The sequence below is a fragment of the Pseudonocardia ailaonensis genome, from assembly GCF_039531635.1.
GTDB lineage: Bacteria > Actinomycetota > Actinomycetes > Mycobacteriales > Pseudonocardiaceae > Pseudonocardia > Pseudonocardia ailaonensis.
Window position 1 is genome coordinate 181,816 of sequence record NZ_BAAAQK010000012.1, and the last position, 14,960, is coordinate 196,775.

15 protein-coding genes are annotated in these 14,960 nt (G+C 71.5%); 3 read left to right on the plus strand and 12 right to left on the minus strand.

What is annotated here, in order from left to right; all coding sequences use genetic code 11:
• Window positions 1-27: 27 nt before the first annotated feature.
• From ABD324_RS19375 to ABD324_RS19410, 8 genes are all read right to left on the minus strand, one after another.
• Window positions 28-888: an ABC transporter permease gene (locus ABD324_RS19375; RefSeq protein WP_344418758.1), complete on the minus strand. Its 861-nt coding sequence runs from the start codon at window positions 886-888 to the stop codon at window positions 28-30.
• A gap of 2 nt (window positions 889-890) precedes the next feature.
• Complete coding sequence (locus ABD324_RS19380; protein ID WP_344418761.1) at window positions 891-1,937, minus strand: ABC transporter permease; 1,047 nt, start codon at window positions 1,935-1,937, stop codon at window positions 891-893.
• Entirely contained in the window at window positions 1,934-2,731 is a 798-nt protein-coding gene (locus tag ABD324_RS19385) for an ABC transporter ATP-binding protein (protein WP_344418764.1), read from the minus strand. The genes ABD324_RS19380 and ABD324_RS19385 overlap by 4 nt, the downstream gene beginning before the upstream one ends.
• Window positions 2,728-3,624: an ABC transporter ATP-binding protein gene (locus ABD324_RS19390; RefSeq protein WP_344418767.1), complete on the minus strand. Its 897-nt coding sequence runs from the start codon at window positions 3,622-3,624 to the stop codon at window positions 2,728-2,730. The genes ABD324_RS19385 and ABD324_RS19390 overlap by 4 nt, the downstream gene beginning before the upstream one ends.
• Window positions 3,625-3,681: 57 nt before the next feature.
• Window positions 3,682-4,989: an NtaA/DmoA family FMN-dependent monooxygenase gene (locus tag ABD324_RS19395; RefSeq protein WP_344418769.1), complete on the minus strand. Its 1,308-nt coding sequence runs from the start codon at window positions 4,987-4,989 to the stop codon at window positions 3,682-3,684.
• The gene (locus ABD324_RS19400; protein WP_344418772.1) at window positions 4,989-6,293 is read right to left on the minus strand and encodes an NtaA/DmoA family FMN-dependent monooxygenase; all 1,305 of its coding nucleotides are present in this window, start codon (window positions 6,291-6,293) and stop codon (window positions 4,989-4,991) included. The genes ABD324_RS19395 and ABD324_RS19400 overlap by 1 nt, the downstream gene beginning before the upstream one ends.
• Window positions 6,294-6,547: 254 nt before the next feature.
• Window positions 6,548-7,855, minus strand: coding sequence for an NtaA/DmoA family FMN-dependent monooxygenase (locus ABD324_RS19405; protein ID WP_344418779.1), 1,308 nt, complete (start codon window positions 7,853-7,855; stop codon window positions 6,548-6,550).
• The gene (locus ABD324_RS19410) at window positions 7,855-9,171 is read right to left on the minus strand and encodes an NtaA/DmoA family FMN-dependent monooxygenase (protein ID WP_344418782.1); all 1,317 of its coding nucleotides are present in this window, start codon (window positions 9,169-9,171) and stop codon (window positions 7,855-7,857) included. Before ABD324_RS19410 ends, ABD324_RS19405 begins: the two co-directional genes overlap by 1 nt.
• A 306-nt stretch (window positions 9,172-9,477) precedes the next feature.
• On the opposite strand from ABD324_RS19410, the gene ABD324_RS19415 reads away from it, so the two are divergent.
• Window positions 9,478-10,089 (plus strand): hypothetical protein, encoded by a 612-nt coding sequence (locus ABD324_RS19415; protein WP_344418785.1) that lies wholly within the window; start codon window positions 9,478-9,480, stop codon window positions 10,087-10,089.
• Window positions 10,086-11,504: a carotenoid oxygenase family protein gene (locus ABD324_RS19420; protein ID WP_344418788.1), complete on the plus strand. Its 1,419-nt coding sequence runs from the start codon at window positions 10,086-10,088 to the stop codon at window positions 11,502-11,504. The genes ABD324_RS19415 and ABD324_RS19420 overlap by 4 nt, the downstream gene beginning before the upstream one ends.
• Before the next feature lie 13 nt (window positions 11,505-11,517).
• Here ABD324_RS19420 and ABD324_RS19425 read toward each other — a convergent pair whose 3' ends face one another.
• From ABD324_RS19425 to ABD324_RS19435, 3 genes are all read right to left on the minus strand, one after another.
• Window positions 11,518-11,841, minus strand: coding sequence for a GYD domain-containing protein (locus ABD324_RS19425; RefSeq protein ID WP_344418791.1), 324 nt, complete (start codon window positions 11,839-11,841; stop codon window positions 11,518-11,520).
• Window positions 11,842-11,965: 124 nt separating this feature from the next.
• Window positions 11,966-12,841: an Fpg/Nei family DNA glycosylase gene (locus ABD324_RS19430; protein ID WP_344418793.1), complete on the minus strand. Its 876-nt coding sequence runs from the start codon at window positions 12,839-12,841 to the stop codon at window positions 11,966-11,968.
• Entirely contained in the window at window positions 12,834-13,619 is a 786-nt protein-coding gene (locus ABD324_RS19435) for an isocitrate lyase/PEP mutase family protein (protein WP_344418795.1), read from the minus strand. The genes ABD324_RS19430 and ABD324_RS19435 overlap by 8 nt, the downstream gene beginning before the upstream one ends.
• A gap of 63 nt (window positions 13,620-13,682) precedes the next feature.
• Here ABD324_RS19435 and ABD324_RS19440 point away from each other — a divergent pair, with 63 nt between their 5' ends.
• Entirely contained in the window at window positions 13,683-14,189 is a 507-nt protein-coding gene (locus tag ABD324_RS19440) for a winged helix-turn-helix transcriptional regulator (protein ID WP_344418797.1), read from the plus strand.
• Here the strand turns inward: ABD324_RS19440 and ABD324_RS19445 are convergent.
• Window positions 14,177-14,830, minus strand: coding sequence for an alpha-ketoglutarate-dependent dioxygenase AlkB (locus ABD324_RS19445; protein WP_344418799.1), 654 nt, complete (start codon window positions 14,828-14,830; stop codon window positions 14,177-14,179). The two genes, ABD324_RS19440 and ABD324_RS19445, sit on opposite strands and share 13 nt — an antisense overlap.
• Window positions 14,831-14,960: the final 130 nt, after the last annotated feature.

A 14,960-nucleotide genomic window follows, 5' to 3' on the forward strand; every position in this document is an offset into this window, starting at 1 on the left:
GGTGGCGGGGCGGGGAGCCGTGCGGGGTCAGTCGTCGCCGAACAGGCGGCGCCCGACCCCGGAGACGGCGAACACGGTGAGCGCCAGCGCGACTGCCGGGAACAGCGCCGACCACCAGCGGCCGGAGGCGGCACCCGGTGCGCCGATCGCGATCATGGAGCCCCACTCGGGGGTCGGCGGGTGCAGCCCGACCCCGAGGAAGCCGAGTCCGGCGGTGAGCACGATCGCCGAACCGAACACGAGCGAGGCGTTCTCCAGCGCGGGCCACGAGGAGTTCGGCAGCACGTGCTTGCGGATCAGCGTGGTCTCGGAGTCACCCGAGATCCGGGCGGCGTCGAGATAGGCTTCGCCGCGCACCCGCAGCACCTCGGTCCGCACGAGCCGGGCCTGGTTCGGGAAGAGGATCACCGACAGCGCCAGGGTGAGCGACGGGATCGTGGCGCCGAAGAAGGCGATCAGCACGAGGCCGATCACGATGGCGGGCAGGGCCTGGACGAGGTCGAGAGCACGGGAGACGCCGCGGGCGACGAAGCCGAGCGGCCCCCGCCGGGACTCGTTCATCCCGACGAGCAGGCCCACCAGGATCCCGACGGCGGTGGCGGCGACCGTGGTGATCAGCCCGATCAGCAGGTTGTTGCGCGTGGCCGCGAGCGTGCGGGAGAAGACGTCCATCCCCGCCGAGTCCGTGCCGAACCAGTGCGCCGCGCCGGGCAGCAGGTCCGGCCGGTCCACGACGTCGACCGGGCTGTAGGGCACCACCAGCGGCCCGATCACGGCCAGCAACAGCACGATCGCGGCGGGGACGAGCGTGACCGACGCGACGCCGGGTCGCCGGGTCCGGCGGGGCCGTGACGGCGGTGCGGAGGGAATGTCCACGGTCAGGGTCATGATCAGCCTCCGGCCACCGCGACGCCGGGCCGGCGGCGCGGGTCGAGCAGCATGGTGACGACGTCGACGAGGAAGAACACCAGCAGCGACAGCGCCCCGACGATCAGGAGGAACCCCCGCAGCGACACGAAGTCCGAGCGGGTCACGGCCTGCACCGCGTACTCGCCCATGCCCGGGATCGCGAACAGCTGTTCCACAACGACCGCGCCGCCGACCATGAAGCCGAAGATCGTCCCGAACATGGCGACGGTCGCCGGCAGCGCTCGGCGCGCAATACTCACCATGACCATCCGCCGGGAGGCCCCGGAGGCGATCCGGAACTTCGTGGCCTGCGCGTTCTTCGCCTGGTCCAGCGAGCGGATGAACAGCTTGACCAGCATCGGCGCGTAGGCGACGACGAGGACCCCGACCGGCAGCCACAGGTGCGCCAACATCGAGCCCATCAAGGCCGTGTCGCTGGAGAACAGGGCGTCGAGGAAGGGGAAGCCGGTTGTGCGCGGCGGCGGGTTGAGCAGCGTGTCGTAGCGGCCGATCGGCGCGGGTGCCCAGTGCAGCACCGAGTAGAAGACGAAGATTCCGGCCACACCGAGGCAGAAGTCCGGGACCGCACCCGCCGCCCGCGAGTAGCTCGCCACGGCCCGTGAGACGAGGTTGCGGGGACGCAGCACCACCAGGAAGCCCAGCCCCACCGCCACCAGCGACGACACCACCATCGCCATGACCGCCAGCTCGACGGTCTCGGGCAGCCGGCTGCCCATCTCGGCCAGCACGCTGGTGCCGGTCAGCACGGAGTTCCCGAGGTCGAGCGTCACGGTGTTCACGAGGAAGGCGCCGAGCTGGCCGAACACGGTGCCGGTGAGCCCGAGCGACGCGCGCGCCGCCTCGTACTGCTCCGGGGTCATCCGCTGGCCGCCGGAGAGCACGGCGACCGGGTCCCCCGGGATGAGCTTGACCAGGAAGAACACCACCACGGCGAACAGCAGCAGGTGCACGGGCAGGATCGCCAGCCTGCGCACCCACCAGCCGTTCCGGCTCCAGAGGGCGCTCACGCCGCCTCCACCGGCAGCTCGCCGGTCACTCGGTAGGCGTCGACCAGGCTGCGTGTGTAGGGGTGCCGGCTCGCGAACAGGACCTGTCCGGTGGGTCCGTGCTCGACGATCTTCCCCTGGTACATCACGATCAGCTCGTCGGCGATGAACGCGGTCGCCGGCAGCCCGTGCGACACGAACACCAGCCCGGCGTCGTGGGCCTCGCAGTGCTCCTTGAGCAGGTTCAGCACCGAGCCCTGCACCGACACGTCCAGGGCGGACACCGCCTCGTCGCACACGATGATCCGTGGTCGGACGACCAGCGCGCGGGCGATCGAGAAGCGCTGCCGCTGGCCGCCGGAGACCTGGTGGGGCTTGCGGGAGGCGAGCGCCGGGTCCAGGGAGAGTGCCGCGAGGGTCGCGTCGATGGCGGCGTCCGCCGAAGCGGTGTCCAGGCCGAGCAGGTTGTGGCAGGGCTTGCGGATGGCGTCGCGCAGAGTGCGCCGCGGGTCGAACGACGACGAGGTGTCCTGGGCGACGAGCTGCACCTGGCGCCGGAAGTTCCGCAGCGCGGCGGTCGGCATCGTCGCGACGGGGTTGCCGTCGAAGGTGACGCTGCCGGAGGTCGGCGCGTCGAGCCCGACCATCATCCGCACCACGGTGGACTTGCCGGATCCGGACTCGCCCACGATGCCGATCCGGCGGCCGGAGTCGACCAGCAGGTCCACCCCGTCGACCGCGGTGTGGGCGGCGCCGCCGCGTCCACCGAAGCTGCGGCGGACGTCGCTGAACTGGATGGTCGCCGACGGGCTCACGAGCGGCTCCCTGCGGTCGTCGCCATGGTCGGGAGCCGGTCCCAGTCGGCGTTCTCCAGCCGCGGCACGCAGGCGATGAGCCCCTGCGTGTACGGGTGGGTGGCATGGTCGGCGAGCGTCGCGGACGGGCCCTGCTCGACCACCTCGCCGCGGTGCATCACCAGCATCCGGTCGGTGTAGGCCTGGCAGAGCGCGATGTCGTGGCTGACCATCAGCAGAGCGGCGCCGAGCTCGCCGGTGAGCCCGACCATCAGTTCCATGAGCTCACGGGACAGCGTGGCGTCGAGCGCGCTGGTCGGCTCGTCGGCGATCAGCAGCTGCGGGCGGGCGCTGAGCGCGATCGCGATCATGACCCGTTGCCGCATGCCGCCCGAGAGCTCGTACGGGCGCGCCGCGAGCACCCGGTCGGTGTCCGGCAGGCCGACGCGCCGCAGCCAGTCGACCGCGCGCGCCCGGACCTCCCGGCGGCCCAGCCGCTCGTTGTTGCGGATCACCGCGGCGAGCTGCTGCCCGACCGTCCACACCGGATCGAGCGAGGTCATCGCGTCCTGGAAGACCACGCCGACGCCGGTGATCCGCTGCGGCACCGACCGGGCGCGGCGGGCGAGCAGGTCCTGCCCGCGGAAGGCCATCCGTCCCGCGCGGACCTGTGCCTCGGGGTCGAGGAAGCCGGCGATCGCCATGCAGGCGTTGGTCTTCCCCGATCCGGACTCGCCGACCACGGCCACCTTGTCACCCGGCGCCAGGGTCAGGGCGAAGCGGTCGACGGCGGTGAACGGGCCATCGGGGGTCGGGTAGACCATGCTCAGGTCCGCGACGTCGAGCAGGGCGGGCGCGGTGTCCGGGTCGGCGGTGGCGGAATCGGTCGGTGCGGTGTCCACGACGCTCGTCATGGTCGGCTCCTCGGTGCGTGGGGGAGGCGGGCGGCGTCGTCGCCCCCACCGGGCGGGTCAGAAGGAGAGCAGGTTCTCGCGGAAGGTCTTGTGCGCGTATCCGTCCCGGATCGCACCGCGGCGGCGCAGGGCGGGGGCGAGGCCGTCGCAGACCTCCATGATCGAACGGCGGGTGACGTCCGGGAAGAGCAGGAAGCCGTCGCCGCCCGCCTCCTCCATGACCTCCGCCATCTCGCCGGCCATCGTCTCGGCCGAGCCGACGAACTCCATGCCGTAGTTGCCCGGGCCCTCCGCGAGATCCCGCAGGGTGAGGTCGCGGGAGTTCTCCAGCCACGCCTTCGCGGTGGTCGTCTCGCCGTTGCCGACCTCCTGCGGTACCGGGCCGTCGAGGTCGTAGCGCTTGTAGTCGACCACCCCGCCGCTGACGTAGGACAGGTACCAGAGCCGCTGCTCGATCCGGTCCGGGTCGCGCTTGGCGGCGTGGTGGCGGTCGAAACGCTCCTGCGCGTCCCGGTCCGTGTCGCCCAGGAAGGGCACCGCCATGAAGAGGATCTTCAGGTCCGAGGGCGCGCGACCGTGCCGCAACAGACGCTCGTCCATGTCCTCGCGCAGCGCCTTCATCTCCGCCGGCGACTTCGCCAGCGCGAGCATCGTGTCCGCGTTGCGGGCGGCCAGCTCCCGGCCCGGGGTCGAGTTGCCCGCCTGCGCCACGACCGGCCGCCGCTGGGGGCCGGGGATCGTGTTGAGCGGACCGCGACAGCGGAAGTACTTCCCCGTGAAGTCGATCGGATGGACCTTCGTGTGGTCCGCGTACCGGGGTTCCACCTGGTCATGGACCAGCGCGTCGGGCTCCCAGGACTCCCACAGCGCGCTGACGACGTCCATCCACTCCTCGGCCATCGCGTACCGCTCGGCGTGGTCGAAGTGTTTGTCGAAGCCGAAGTTCTGCGCGACCCGGTGGGTCACCGAGGTGACGACGTTGACCCCGGCCCGGCCCTTGGTCAGGTGGTCGAGGGTGACCATCGACCGGGCGGCGAGATACGGCGGGTACTGGATCGTCGACATGGTCACCGCGATGCCGATGTGCTCGGTGGCCGCCGCGAGCAAGGGCACGAGCGGCACCGGGTCGTTCTTCGGCGCCATCAGCCCGTACTTCAGAGTGGTCTCCGCGGAGCCGCCGTAGGTGTCCTCGACCATCGAGGTGTCCTCGATGAACAGCAGGTCGAACCCGGCACGCTCCAGTGACGTCGTCAGGTCGACATAGAGGTCGGGCTGCGTCCAGTGCGTCATCGAGCGGCCGGCCCAGTCCCCGTACCAGGGCTGCATGCCGAACCCGTTGCCGAGGAACCAACCGAGTCGGAACATCAGAAGCTCCTGAGGTTGTCGCGGAAGTGCTCGTGGGCGAACCCGGTGCGGATGAGGCCGCGCCGGCGCAGCGCGGGGCAGAGCCCCTCGGTGATCTCCCGGATGTACTGCCGGCTGGTGGGCTGGGCGAGGAACATGAACCCGTCGCCGCCGACGTACTCCATCGCCTTGTCCATCTGGTCCGCGATGTGGTCCGGGGTCCCGACGAGCTCCATGCTGGCCACCCGCATGTCGCTGGCCGCCTCCTTGATCGTGCGGCCGCCGAACACCTGCTTCCAGCCCTCGAACGTGCCCTGGTGGCCGTTGGTCGTCACGGTGTCGGGGATCGGCTGATCGGGGTCGAGCACCGAGAAGTCGATCTCCATGATCGCCGCGAAATGCACCATCTGGGCCTCGAAGTTCCGCTGCCGGTCCGCCCGGAACGCCGCCTGCTTGGCCAGCGCCTCGTCCGTTGTGCGGCCGATGATCGGGGCCACGACGAAGAACACCTTGATCTCGTCCGGATCGCGGCCGAAGCCCTCCGCCCGCGCGCGGATGTCGTCGCGGTACTCCTTCATGCCGTCCAGTCCGTTGGGGATGCACAGCAGCATGTCGGCGTTCTTCGCGGCGAAGTCGCGTCCGCGGGGCGAGGCGCCGGCCTGGCAGATGACCGGGCGCCCCTGCGGGCTGCGCGGCGTGTTGAGCGGCCCGCGGACCTTGAAGTGCTTGCCCTCGTGGTGGATCGGCGCGACCTTGGTGTGGTCGGCGTAGTAGCCGCTCACCGGGTCGGCGACGATCGCGTCCGGCTCCCACGACTCCCAGAGCGCCGTGACCACGTCGACGAACTCCTCGGCGATCTCGTAGCGCAGGTCGTGTTCCGGAAGCTTCTCCATGCCGAAGTTCTGCGCGGCGCGGTCCTCGCTGGAGGTCACGATGTTCCAGCCGACCCGCCCGCGGGTGACGTGGTCGAGCGTGGAGAACGTCCTGGCTAGCAGGTACGGCGGGTAGAACGTGGTCGACGCGGTGCCGACGATGCCGATGTGCTCGGTGGCGTAGGCGAGCATGGAGATGACGGGCACGGGATCGAGCTTGGGCGCGTACATCGCCATCTTCAGCTCGAGCTCGGCCGTGCCCGCGTAGACGTCGGAGACCATCAGCGAGTCCTCGAGCATCATGAAGTCGAAACCGGCCCGCTCCATGTCCCGGACCATGTCGACGTAGTAGCGCGCGTCGGTCCAGCTGAGGGCGTCGTTCGACCACCCGGTGCGCCATTCGGGCGTCGTCAGATTGCCGAACCAGCCGAGTCGGAATGGCGTTGCAGCCATCGTCCGTCCTTTCGTCTCCGCGTTCTGGTGAAAAGGAAACAGCCGCGCGGTGTCGTCGTGGGGTCGAGCCCGTAGCAGCTCGATTTCGCCGCCCGGCGGCCGGGTCCAGTGCCACTGAGCTGCAGTGATGGTCCGGGATCCGAGGAATCCGCCGAACGTGGTCGGGTCGTGTAGTGGCGTCGGACACGCTCCGGGGCCGGATTCTCACCGTCCGCGAAGGGTGCGGGACAATGCGCGTCCCCGGCCGACGGGACTCAGAAAGATCGCAGATTCTCGCGGAAGGTGGCGTGGCGGAAGCCGCTGCGGATCAGCCCGCGGCGGGCCAGTTCGGGGCAGAGCCCCTCCGTGATGTCGGCCAGATAGGAGCGGCTCGGCGGCTGGGAGAGGAACATGAACCCGTCCCCGCCGACCCGCGCCATGGCCTCCTCCATGAGGTCGGCGACGGTCGATGGACTGCCGACCAGCTCGATGCTGCCGATCCGCATCTGCGCCGCCGCCTCGCGGATGGGCCGTCCGCCGAAGGTCTCCTTCCAGATGGCGAACTGGCCCTGGTGGCCGTTGGTGGTGACGTCGTCGGGGATCGGCAGGTCCGGGTCGAGCACGGAGAAGTCGATCTCCATCGTCGCTGCGAAGTTGCACATCTGGAACTCGTAGTTGCGTTGGCCGTGGGAGAGGTACTCCTCGAACTTCTCGCGCGCGTGGTCGTCCGTGCGGCCGATGACCGGCTCCACGACGAAGAACACCTTGATCTCGTCCGGGTCGCGGCCGACGCCCTCGGCCCGACGCCGGATGTCGTCGCGGTAGGCCTTCATGCCGTCGAGTCCGTTGGGGATGCACAGCAGCATGTCGGCGTGGGCGGCGGCGAAGTCCCGGCCCTTGGGCGAGGAGCCCGCCTGGCAGATCACCGGCCTGCCCTGGGGGCTGCGCGGGGTGTTCAGCGGCCCGCGCACGGAGAAGAACTCCCCGGTGTGGTGGATCGGCGCGACCTTGGTGTGGTCGGCGTAGTACCCGGTCGCCGCGTCGGCCGTGACCGCGTCCGGTGCCCAGGAGTCCCACAGCTTCCGGACGACCTCGAGGAACTCCGCCGCGACGTCGTAGCGGCGGTCGTGCGCTCCGATGGTGTCCATGCCGAAGTTCTGCGCCGCCCGGTCCTCGCTCGAGGTCACGACGTTCCAGCCGACCCGGCCGCGGGTCACGTGGTCGAGCGTCGAGAACGCCCTGGCCAGCAGATAGGGCGGGTAGAAGGTGGTGCTCGCCGTGCTGACGATCCCGATGTGCGCGGTGGCGTAGGCCAGCATCGCGACCACCGGAACCGGATCGAGCTTCGGCGCGTAGATCGCGTGCTTGAGTTCCAGCTCGGCGGTGCCGGCATAGATGTCCGGGACCATCACCGAGTCCTCGAGCATCATGAAGTCGAAGCCGGCTCGTTCCATCGCCTGCACCATCTGGACGTAGAACCGGCCGTCCGTCCAGCCGGTCGCGTCGTCGGTCGACCAGCCGTCGCGCCATTCGGGGGCGGTGAGGTTGCCGAACCAGCCGAGCCGGAAAGGGCTCGTCCCCATCAGAAGGCCAGCAGGTTGTCGCGAAAGGGGACCGAGTCGAACCCGTCCCGGATCAGGCCCCGCTTGCGCAGCGCGGGGCTCAGGCCGTCGACGTACTCGGCGATCGAGTGGGGGTTCAGGTTGAGCGGCTGGTAGAGCAGGAACCCGTCGCCGCCGACCTCTTCCATGATCTCGCCCATCTTCCCCGCCACGGTGTCCGGCGAGCCGACGAGGCCCAGGTCCCCGATCTGCCGGACGCCCGTGACGACCTCGCGGAGCGTCTTGTCCTCGTTGCCCGCGACGAACTGGCGCATTGAGCTCTGCTCGCCGTTGCCGAGGATGTCGGGCATCCGTGCATCGAGGTCGAACTTCGAGAAGTCGACTGTGCCGCCGCTGATGTAGGACAGGCCCCAGAGCACCATCTCGATGTTCTCGGCCTCGTGCATCGCGGCCGCGCGGCGGGCCTCGCGGTCCTGCGCGTGAGCGTCGGACTCGCCGAGCATGGGGGAGACCAGGAACATCACCTTCAGGTCGCCGGGCTTGCGGCCGTGGGCGATCAGGCGCTCGTGCATGTCCTCGCGGAAGGCCTTCATCTGCTCCACGTTGTGGCCCATGGCCAGCATGGTGTCCGCGTACTGTGCCGCCAGCTCGCGTCCGGGGACGGAGTTGCCCGCCTGGCCCACGACCGGGCGGCCCTGCGGTCCGGGGATGGTGTTGAGCGGCCCGCGAACCTTGAAGTACTCGCCGGCGTGGTCGATCGTATGGACCTTCGTGTGGTCCGCGTACCGCGGGGTCTCGGTGTCGCCGACCACCGCGCCGGGCTCCCAGGAGTCCCAGAGCTTGGTCACGACGTCCATCCACTCGGCGGCCATGCCGTAGCGCTTGTCGTGGGGGAGGTGCTCGTCGAAACCGAAGTTCTGGGCGACCCGGTGCGTCACCGAGGTGACGACGTTGATCCCGGCACGACCGTCGGTCAGGTGGTCCAGTGTGGTCATCAGTCGGGCCGCGGTGTACGGCGCGTACTGGATCGTCGACATCGTGTTGATGATCCCGATGTGCCTGCTTCCCTGGGCCATCAGCGGGACGAGCGGCAACGGGTCGTTCTTCGGGGCCATCTCGCCGTGGGCGAGGGTGAACTCGGCGGAGCCGCCGTAGGTGTCCTCGATCATGGCCGTGTCCTCGATGAACACGAAGTCGTAGCCGCCGCGTTCCAGGGCCGCGGTCATCTCGACGTAGCGCTGTGGCTTCATCCAGTCGCGCCAGGCGTTGCCGTCGAACACGCCGCGGCCGGGCTGGATGCCGAAACCCTGGCCGAGGAACCATCCGAGGTGGAACATGCGCGGTCCTTCCGTGCGAAGCGGTGGCACCCGGCGTGCCGCCCGGGCGTGCCCACAACGAAAGGCGCGGATCGTGACCGGCGCGGATCGACCCGGTAGCAACCGTATTGCGCGAGTTGCCGCGCCTCGCATCCGCTCCTGACCTGCGTCTTCCGGCTCGGTTCGGCGCTCTCCGCCAAGCGGGCCGCCTCCCTTCCGGCGCAGGAGGAAGTCGACGACCCGCGCCGGCGCCGCCTCCGCGTCGGTTCGCGGGAGTCGGGTGAGATGGCGGATGTTTCCTCCTCGGGACGGGCCCAGTGTCGAGTCATGTCCACCAAGCAGATCCTCCTCGGCTTCCTCCCCTGGATCGCCTTCTCCCTGATCGCCACCCGCGTCGGTCCCGGCGCCGCCGGCATGGCCGCGCTGCTGGCGCTGGTCCTGGCCGCGGTCCTCGTGGGCCGCACCGTCGCCCGGCGCGAGTCGGTCAAGCTCATCGAGGTCACGGGGCTCGCCACCTTCGCGGTGATCGGTGCCTGGGCCGTGGTCGCCCCGTCCTCCGACGCGTTCCTCGCGAACTACGGACGGGGGCTCGCCGCCCTGGTCCTGGCCGTCGTCATCGCCCTGTCGCTCGCCGCCACGCCGTTCACCGAGCAGTACGCCCGGGAGTCGGTGCCGCGGCAGTACTGGGACTCGCCGCAGTTCCACGCCGTCAACCGCCGGATCAGCGCGGCCTGGGCCGGCGCCGTCGCGGCCATGGGCGTCGGACACCTGATCTCAGGGGTGATCGCCTCGACCACCACCGAGTACGGCGGCTACCTGGCCGCCCGCCCCGCCGACCTGATCCTGAACTGGCTGGTCCCCGGGGCCCTGATCCTGCTCACGGTCCGCTACACCCGCCGAGTCGTCGGCGAGACCGAGTCCGCGCCGGCGACCCGATGACCGCCCCGGCGCGCCCGGCTCCGGTCGAGCCCGGCCCCTTCCTGAGCGGCCCCTACAGCCCGGTCACCGCCGAGGTCGACGTCACGGACCTCCATGTCGACGGCGAGCTGCCCGACGCGCTCGACGGCGCCTACGTCCGCAACGGTCCCAATCCCCGGTTCGCCCCGGTCGGGAGCCACCTCCACCCGCTCGACGGCGTCGGCATGCTGCACCGCGTGGTGATCGCCGACGGCCGCGCCCGCTACACCAACCGATTCGTCCGGACCCCGCTGGTGGAGGTGGAGGAGCGCGCCGGGCACGTGATCCGGCCGGGTCTCTCGACGCTGTGGCGCCCGGGCCCCGACGAGGTCGGCCCGGTCCTGGCGGGCACCCTGCGCCGGGTCCCGGACGTCAACGTGGTCCGCCACGGCGGGCGGCTGCTCGCCCTGGCGGAGTGCGACCGGCCCTACCGCATCGGCCCGCAGCTGCAGACCCTCGGTCAGGACACCTTCGGCGACACCCTGCCGGCGGGGATCTGCGCGCACCCGAAGATCGACCCGCGGACCGGCGAGATGGTCGCCTTCTGCGACAACGTCGCGCCCCCGTTCCTCACCTGGACGGTGATCGGCCCGGACGGTGTCGGCACGCCGCCGCGGCCGGTCGAGGGGGTCGAGCGGCCGTCGATGATCCACGACATGGCGATCACCGATCGGTACGTGGTGCTCGTCCTCGCCCCGTTGTTCTTCGACGTCGCCGAGGCGACCAAGGGCGGCTCGCTGCTGGAGTGGAAGCAGGAGGCGGGCACCCGGATCGCCCTCGTCCCGCGCGACGGCGGCCCGGTCCGCTGGTGCGAGGACGAGGCGTTCTGGTTGTGGCACACCGCGAACGCCCACGACGCGAAGGACCCGGTCGACGGGTCGGACATCGTGGTCCTGGACTATGCGGAGTGGGAGCGGCCCTCCCCGCCGGCGCCGGGTGCGACGGTCACCCCGCGCCTGGCGAGGGCGACCATCGATCCCGCCGCGGGCAGCATGCGCCGCGAGGTGCTGGCCGACGTCGCGGTGGACTTCCCCCGGGTCGACGACCGGCTGATCGGCCGCCCGCACCCGGTCGCGGCGGCGGTCCTGCGGACGGGGCGGCCGCGGTCGCACCCCGGCTGGGGGGACGCGCTCGCCTGGTACGACACCCGCACCGGGAACGTCGCCCGCTGGGAGGCCACCGACCTCGCCCTGGGCGAGCCGGCGTTCGCGCCGGACCCGTACTCGTCCGCCCCGGACCGGGGCTGGTGGCTGAGCCTGGCCACGCGGCCGAGCACCGGGGAGTCGAGCCTGGTGGTGATCCCGGCCGCCGACCCCGCCGCGGGCCCCGTCGCCACCGTCCGGATGCCGGTCCGGGTCCCGCTCGGGCAGCACGGCAACTGGCTGCCCACCCCGTGACGGGAGGGTCCGGCTAGGGAGTGTCGCCGGGGCGCGCCTGCCGGGCGCCCACCAGCAGCTCCGGGAGCTCCGCCCCCGAGAACAGCCGGACGGTCCGCACCTCCGAGAAGGCGCCGGACGACTCGATGAGCTGCATCGCCGTGGTCGCCGTCTCCGCGTCGGGCGCCTCGAAGACGGCGAGTCCGGAGAGGTCGTCGGCGGCGAACCACAGGTCCTGCAGCTCGGCGCCTGCGTCGGCCAGGCTGCGGGCGACGGCGGGGGTCCGGTTCGAGGGGGAATCGACGAGGCTGCTCCAGGTCGACGCGTCGTACCGGAACCGGGCGGCGAACACGGGCATGGCTACCTCCACGGACGCGACGATGCGATCGCCCGGAGGCTCGCCCGGGCCCCGGGGAGCGCTACCGGAGCGCCCCGGATCCACCCGCCCGGAGCAGCGCCAACCCGTCGGACCGGGCCGTACCTCACGGTGGGGCGACCGGGAGCCCGCGCCCGTCAGCGGCCTGCCCGGCGCGCGCCTGACCAGCCGGCGGTGGGGGCAGGCGCGGCTGGTGCCGCGGGCACCAGTAGGTCGTGCGCCCGCCGACCGTGGATCTGACCAGCGCAGCTCCGTCCGTCGGGCACCGGCCGTCCCGCCTGCGGTGCGCGACCAGGGGCAGCGTGTGCACACCGCCCCCGCGCAGGGCGTCGTCGACCGTCGCCGTGAGCGACCGGTGGAGCGCGACCCGTTCCGGACCGGTGAGGGAGTCGACGGGGCGGGCGGGGTTCAGGCCGGCGCGCCAGAGGAGGTCGTCGGCCAGCAGGTTCCCGATCCCGGCGAGGGCGTGCTGGTCGAGGAGCCGGGCCTTCACCGGCGCCCGGCCGTGTCCGAGCGCGTGGAGGAACCGGGGGAGGTCGATGCCGGCGGCATCGGGGCCCAGGGTGTCGACCGGTGGATCGAGGCGTACTCGGCCCAGCCGGCGCGGGTCGACGAGGTGGAGCGCGCCACCGTCGGCGAAGGCGAGGGAGAACCGCGAGTGCCGGTAGTCGCCGGGGGCGCGGCCGAACTCCCAGTGGTCGCCGCCGTCGACCTCGGTCCCGTCCGCCGAGGCGACCACGACCTTGCCGGACATGCCGAGGTGGATGCCGAGTACGGAGCCCTCGGACGTGGTGCACCACAACGACTTCCCCCTGCGGTGCGCCGTGCGCAGCGTGCTCCCGACCAGGACGGCGCGCAGCTCGCCGGGTGGGTGCGGGCGGCAGACGTAGGTGTCCGAGTCGTCGACGTCCTCGATCCGGCGCCCCAGCGCCGACCGCTCGAGGACGACCCGCGCGGACTCGACCTCCGGGAGCTCAGGCACTCGCGTCGTGCTCGACGAGGGCGGCCTGCAGCTCCGGATAGGGGATCCCCGGTGGCGGGGTGCGGCCCTCCCGGACCGCGGCGGCCACCTCGAGGGCGGCGTTCAGCGCCGCCCGGTAGGGCAGCGATCCCGTGCTGACGCGCCGGACGCCCAGGTCGGCGAGCCGGGCCAGGGACAGATCGGGGACGACGAGGGTGTTGACGGGCACGGGGAGCCGTCGCGTGAGCGCGCGGAGGACCTCGGGATCGGTGAGGCCGGGCAGGAACACGCCGTCGGCGCCGGCCCGCGCGTAGGCGTCGGCGCGGGCCAGCGTGTCCTCGGGGCTGGCGTCCTGGCCGAGCCAGTAGGTGTCCACCCGCGCGTTGACGAAGACCTCCGGGCAACGCTCCTTGATCGCGACGATCTTCGCGACGTGACGCGCGGGGTCGACCAGTCGCTCCGCCGTGCTGTCCTCCACGTTGACGCCGGCGACGCCCGCTCGGGCCAGGACCGCGACGTACCCGGCGACGGCCGCGGGCTCGTCGGCGAAGCCGTCCTCGATGTCGGCGCTCAGCAGGACCGGGACGCCGCGGAGGGCCTCCGCCAGGGCGAGGGTGGCGTCCCTGCTGGCCCGGCCGCCGTCCGGCCGCCCGGCGCTCGCGGCGACACCGAAGCTCGTGGTGCCGATCGCCGGGTACCCGGCGCGGGCGAACGCGAGCGCGGAGGGGACGTCCCAGGCGTTGGGGAGCAGCAACGGGGTCGCGCCCTGGTGCAGTCGCGCGAACGGCGTGGTGATCATGCGAGGTTCCCGCCTGTCGTCGAGGTGCGGTTTCTGTCGTACCCGGGTTGTACCGTCCGTGCCATGACTGGGGCGGACCTCGTGGTGGACGGACCGGGTGCGGTGGCGGAGGAGATGAGCCCGCGGGCCGGCGGTGCGGACGAGCGCGTCTGCACCATCGGCCGGGTTATCTCCGTCGTGGGGGACAAGTGGACCCTGCGCATTCTCTGCGAGGCCGCGCTCAACGGCGTCTCGCGGTTCACCGAGTTCCAGGACCTGCTGGGCATCGCGACGGATGTCCTGGCCCAGCGCCTCACGAAGCTGGTCGACGAGGGCCTCCTCACCAAGGAGTCGTACAAGGAGCCGGGGCAGCGGGCCCGCTTCCGGTACGAGCTCACCGGGGCCGGCGGGGAGATGCGGCTGGTCCTGGCGGCGCTGCAGCAGTGGGGGGACGTGCACCGCCCCGGCGGGTCCGGGCTCACCGAGGTCGGCCGCACCCTGGGCGCGAACAAGGCGGTCCGCGTCGATTTCGTCGACGAGGACGATGCCGTGGTCCCGGCCGACCACATCGCCTACCGCTATGCGATCTGAGGCGCGGTCTCGGGGCTGAAATTGAGGCTCAGCCGCGGGCCGGCGGGGGTGCGTTGTTTCGGCACCGAGTGCTTGTAGTCCTTCTGGCAGCGTCCGCCCATCACCACGAGATCGCCACCGCGGGTCACGATCACCGTGGACCGGCCGCCGCCGTTCGGCTTGATCAGGAACCGGCGGGTGGCGCCGAGGCTGAGCACGGGGATCACAGCGGTGTCGAGCCTGTCGACGGGGCGGTCGGCGTGCCAGCTCGTGCCGTCGTCCTGGTCGCGGTACCAGTTCATCCAGAGCCGCGAGTAGGGCACGCCGAACTGGCGGCTCAGCTCGCCGGTGAGGTGGTGGAGCACGGGATGGGGCGCCTGCGCCACCACCGGGTACTCCGCGGTCAGGCGCGGCTCCTGCACCCTGCGGTTGTACATCCACCGCGAGCGCTGCTCCCACGGGGCATTCGTCATCAGCAGCCGCATCAGCTCGTCGTCCCCGGTCAGCCAGCCGGGCACGTGTGTGATCCACGAGGTCTCGTCGAGGTCGACACGCTCGGCCGTGCCGAACGTGGTGTCGACGGCGACGTCGAGGCCGCCGGTGCGCTCGTGGTCGATCGGCTCCGTGACGGTCGGGGAGAACAGCGACTGCTGGTGGGACATGTGGTCGAGAGTACGCCGGAAATGCATTCCCCGTTCCCGCACCTGCTGACGTGGAAAAGCCAAGTTCGGGTGATCGGGAAAGGTGCGGAGGTGGCGCGGAAATGCCAAGCCAGCAATTCTTCCGGGAATC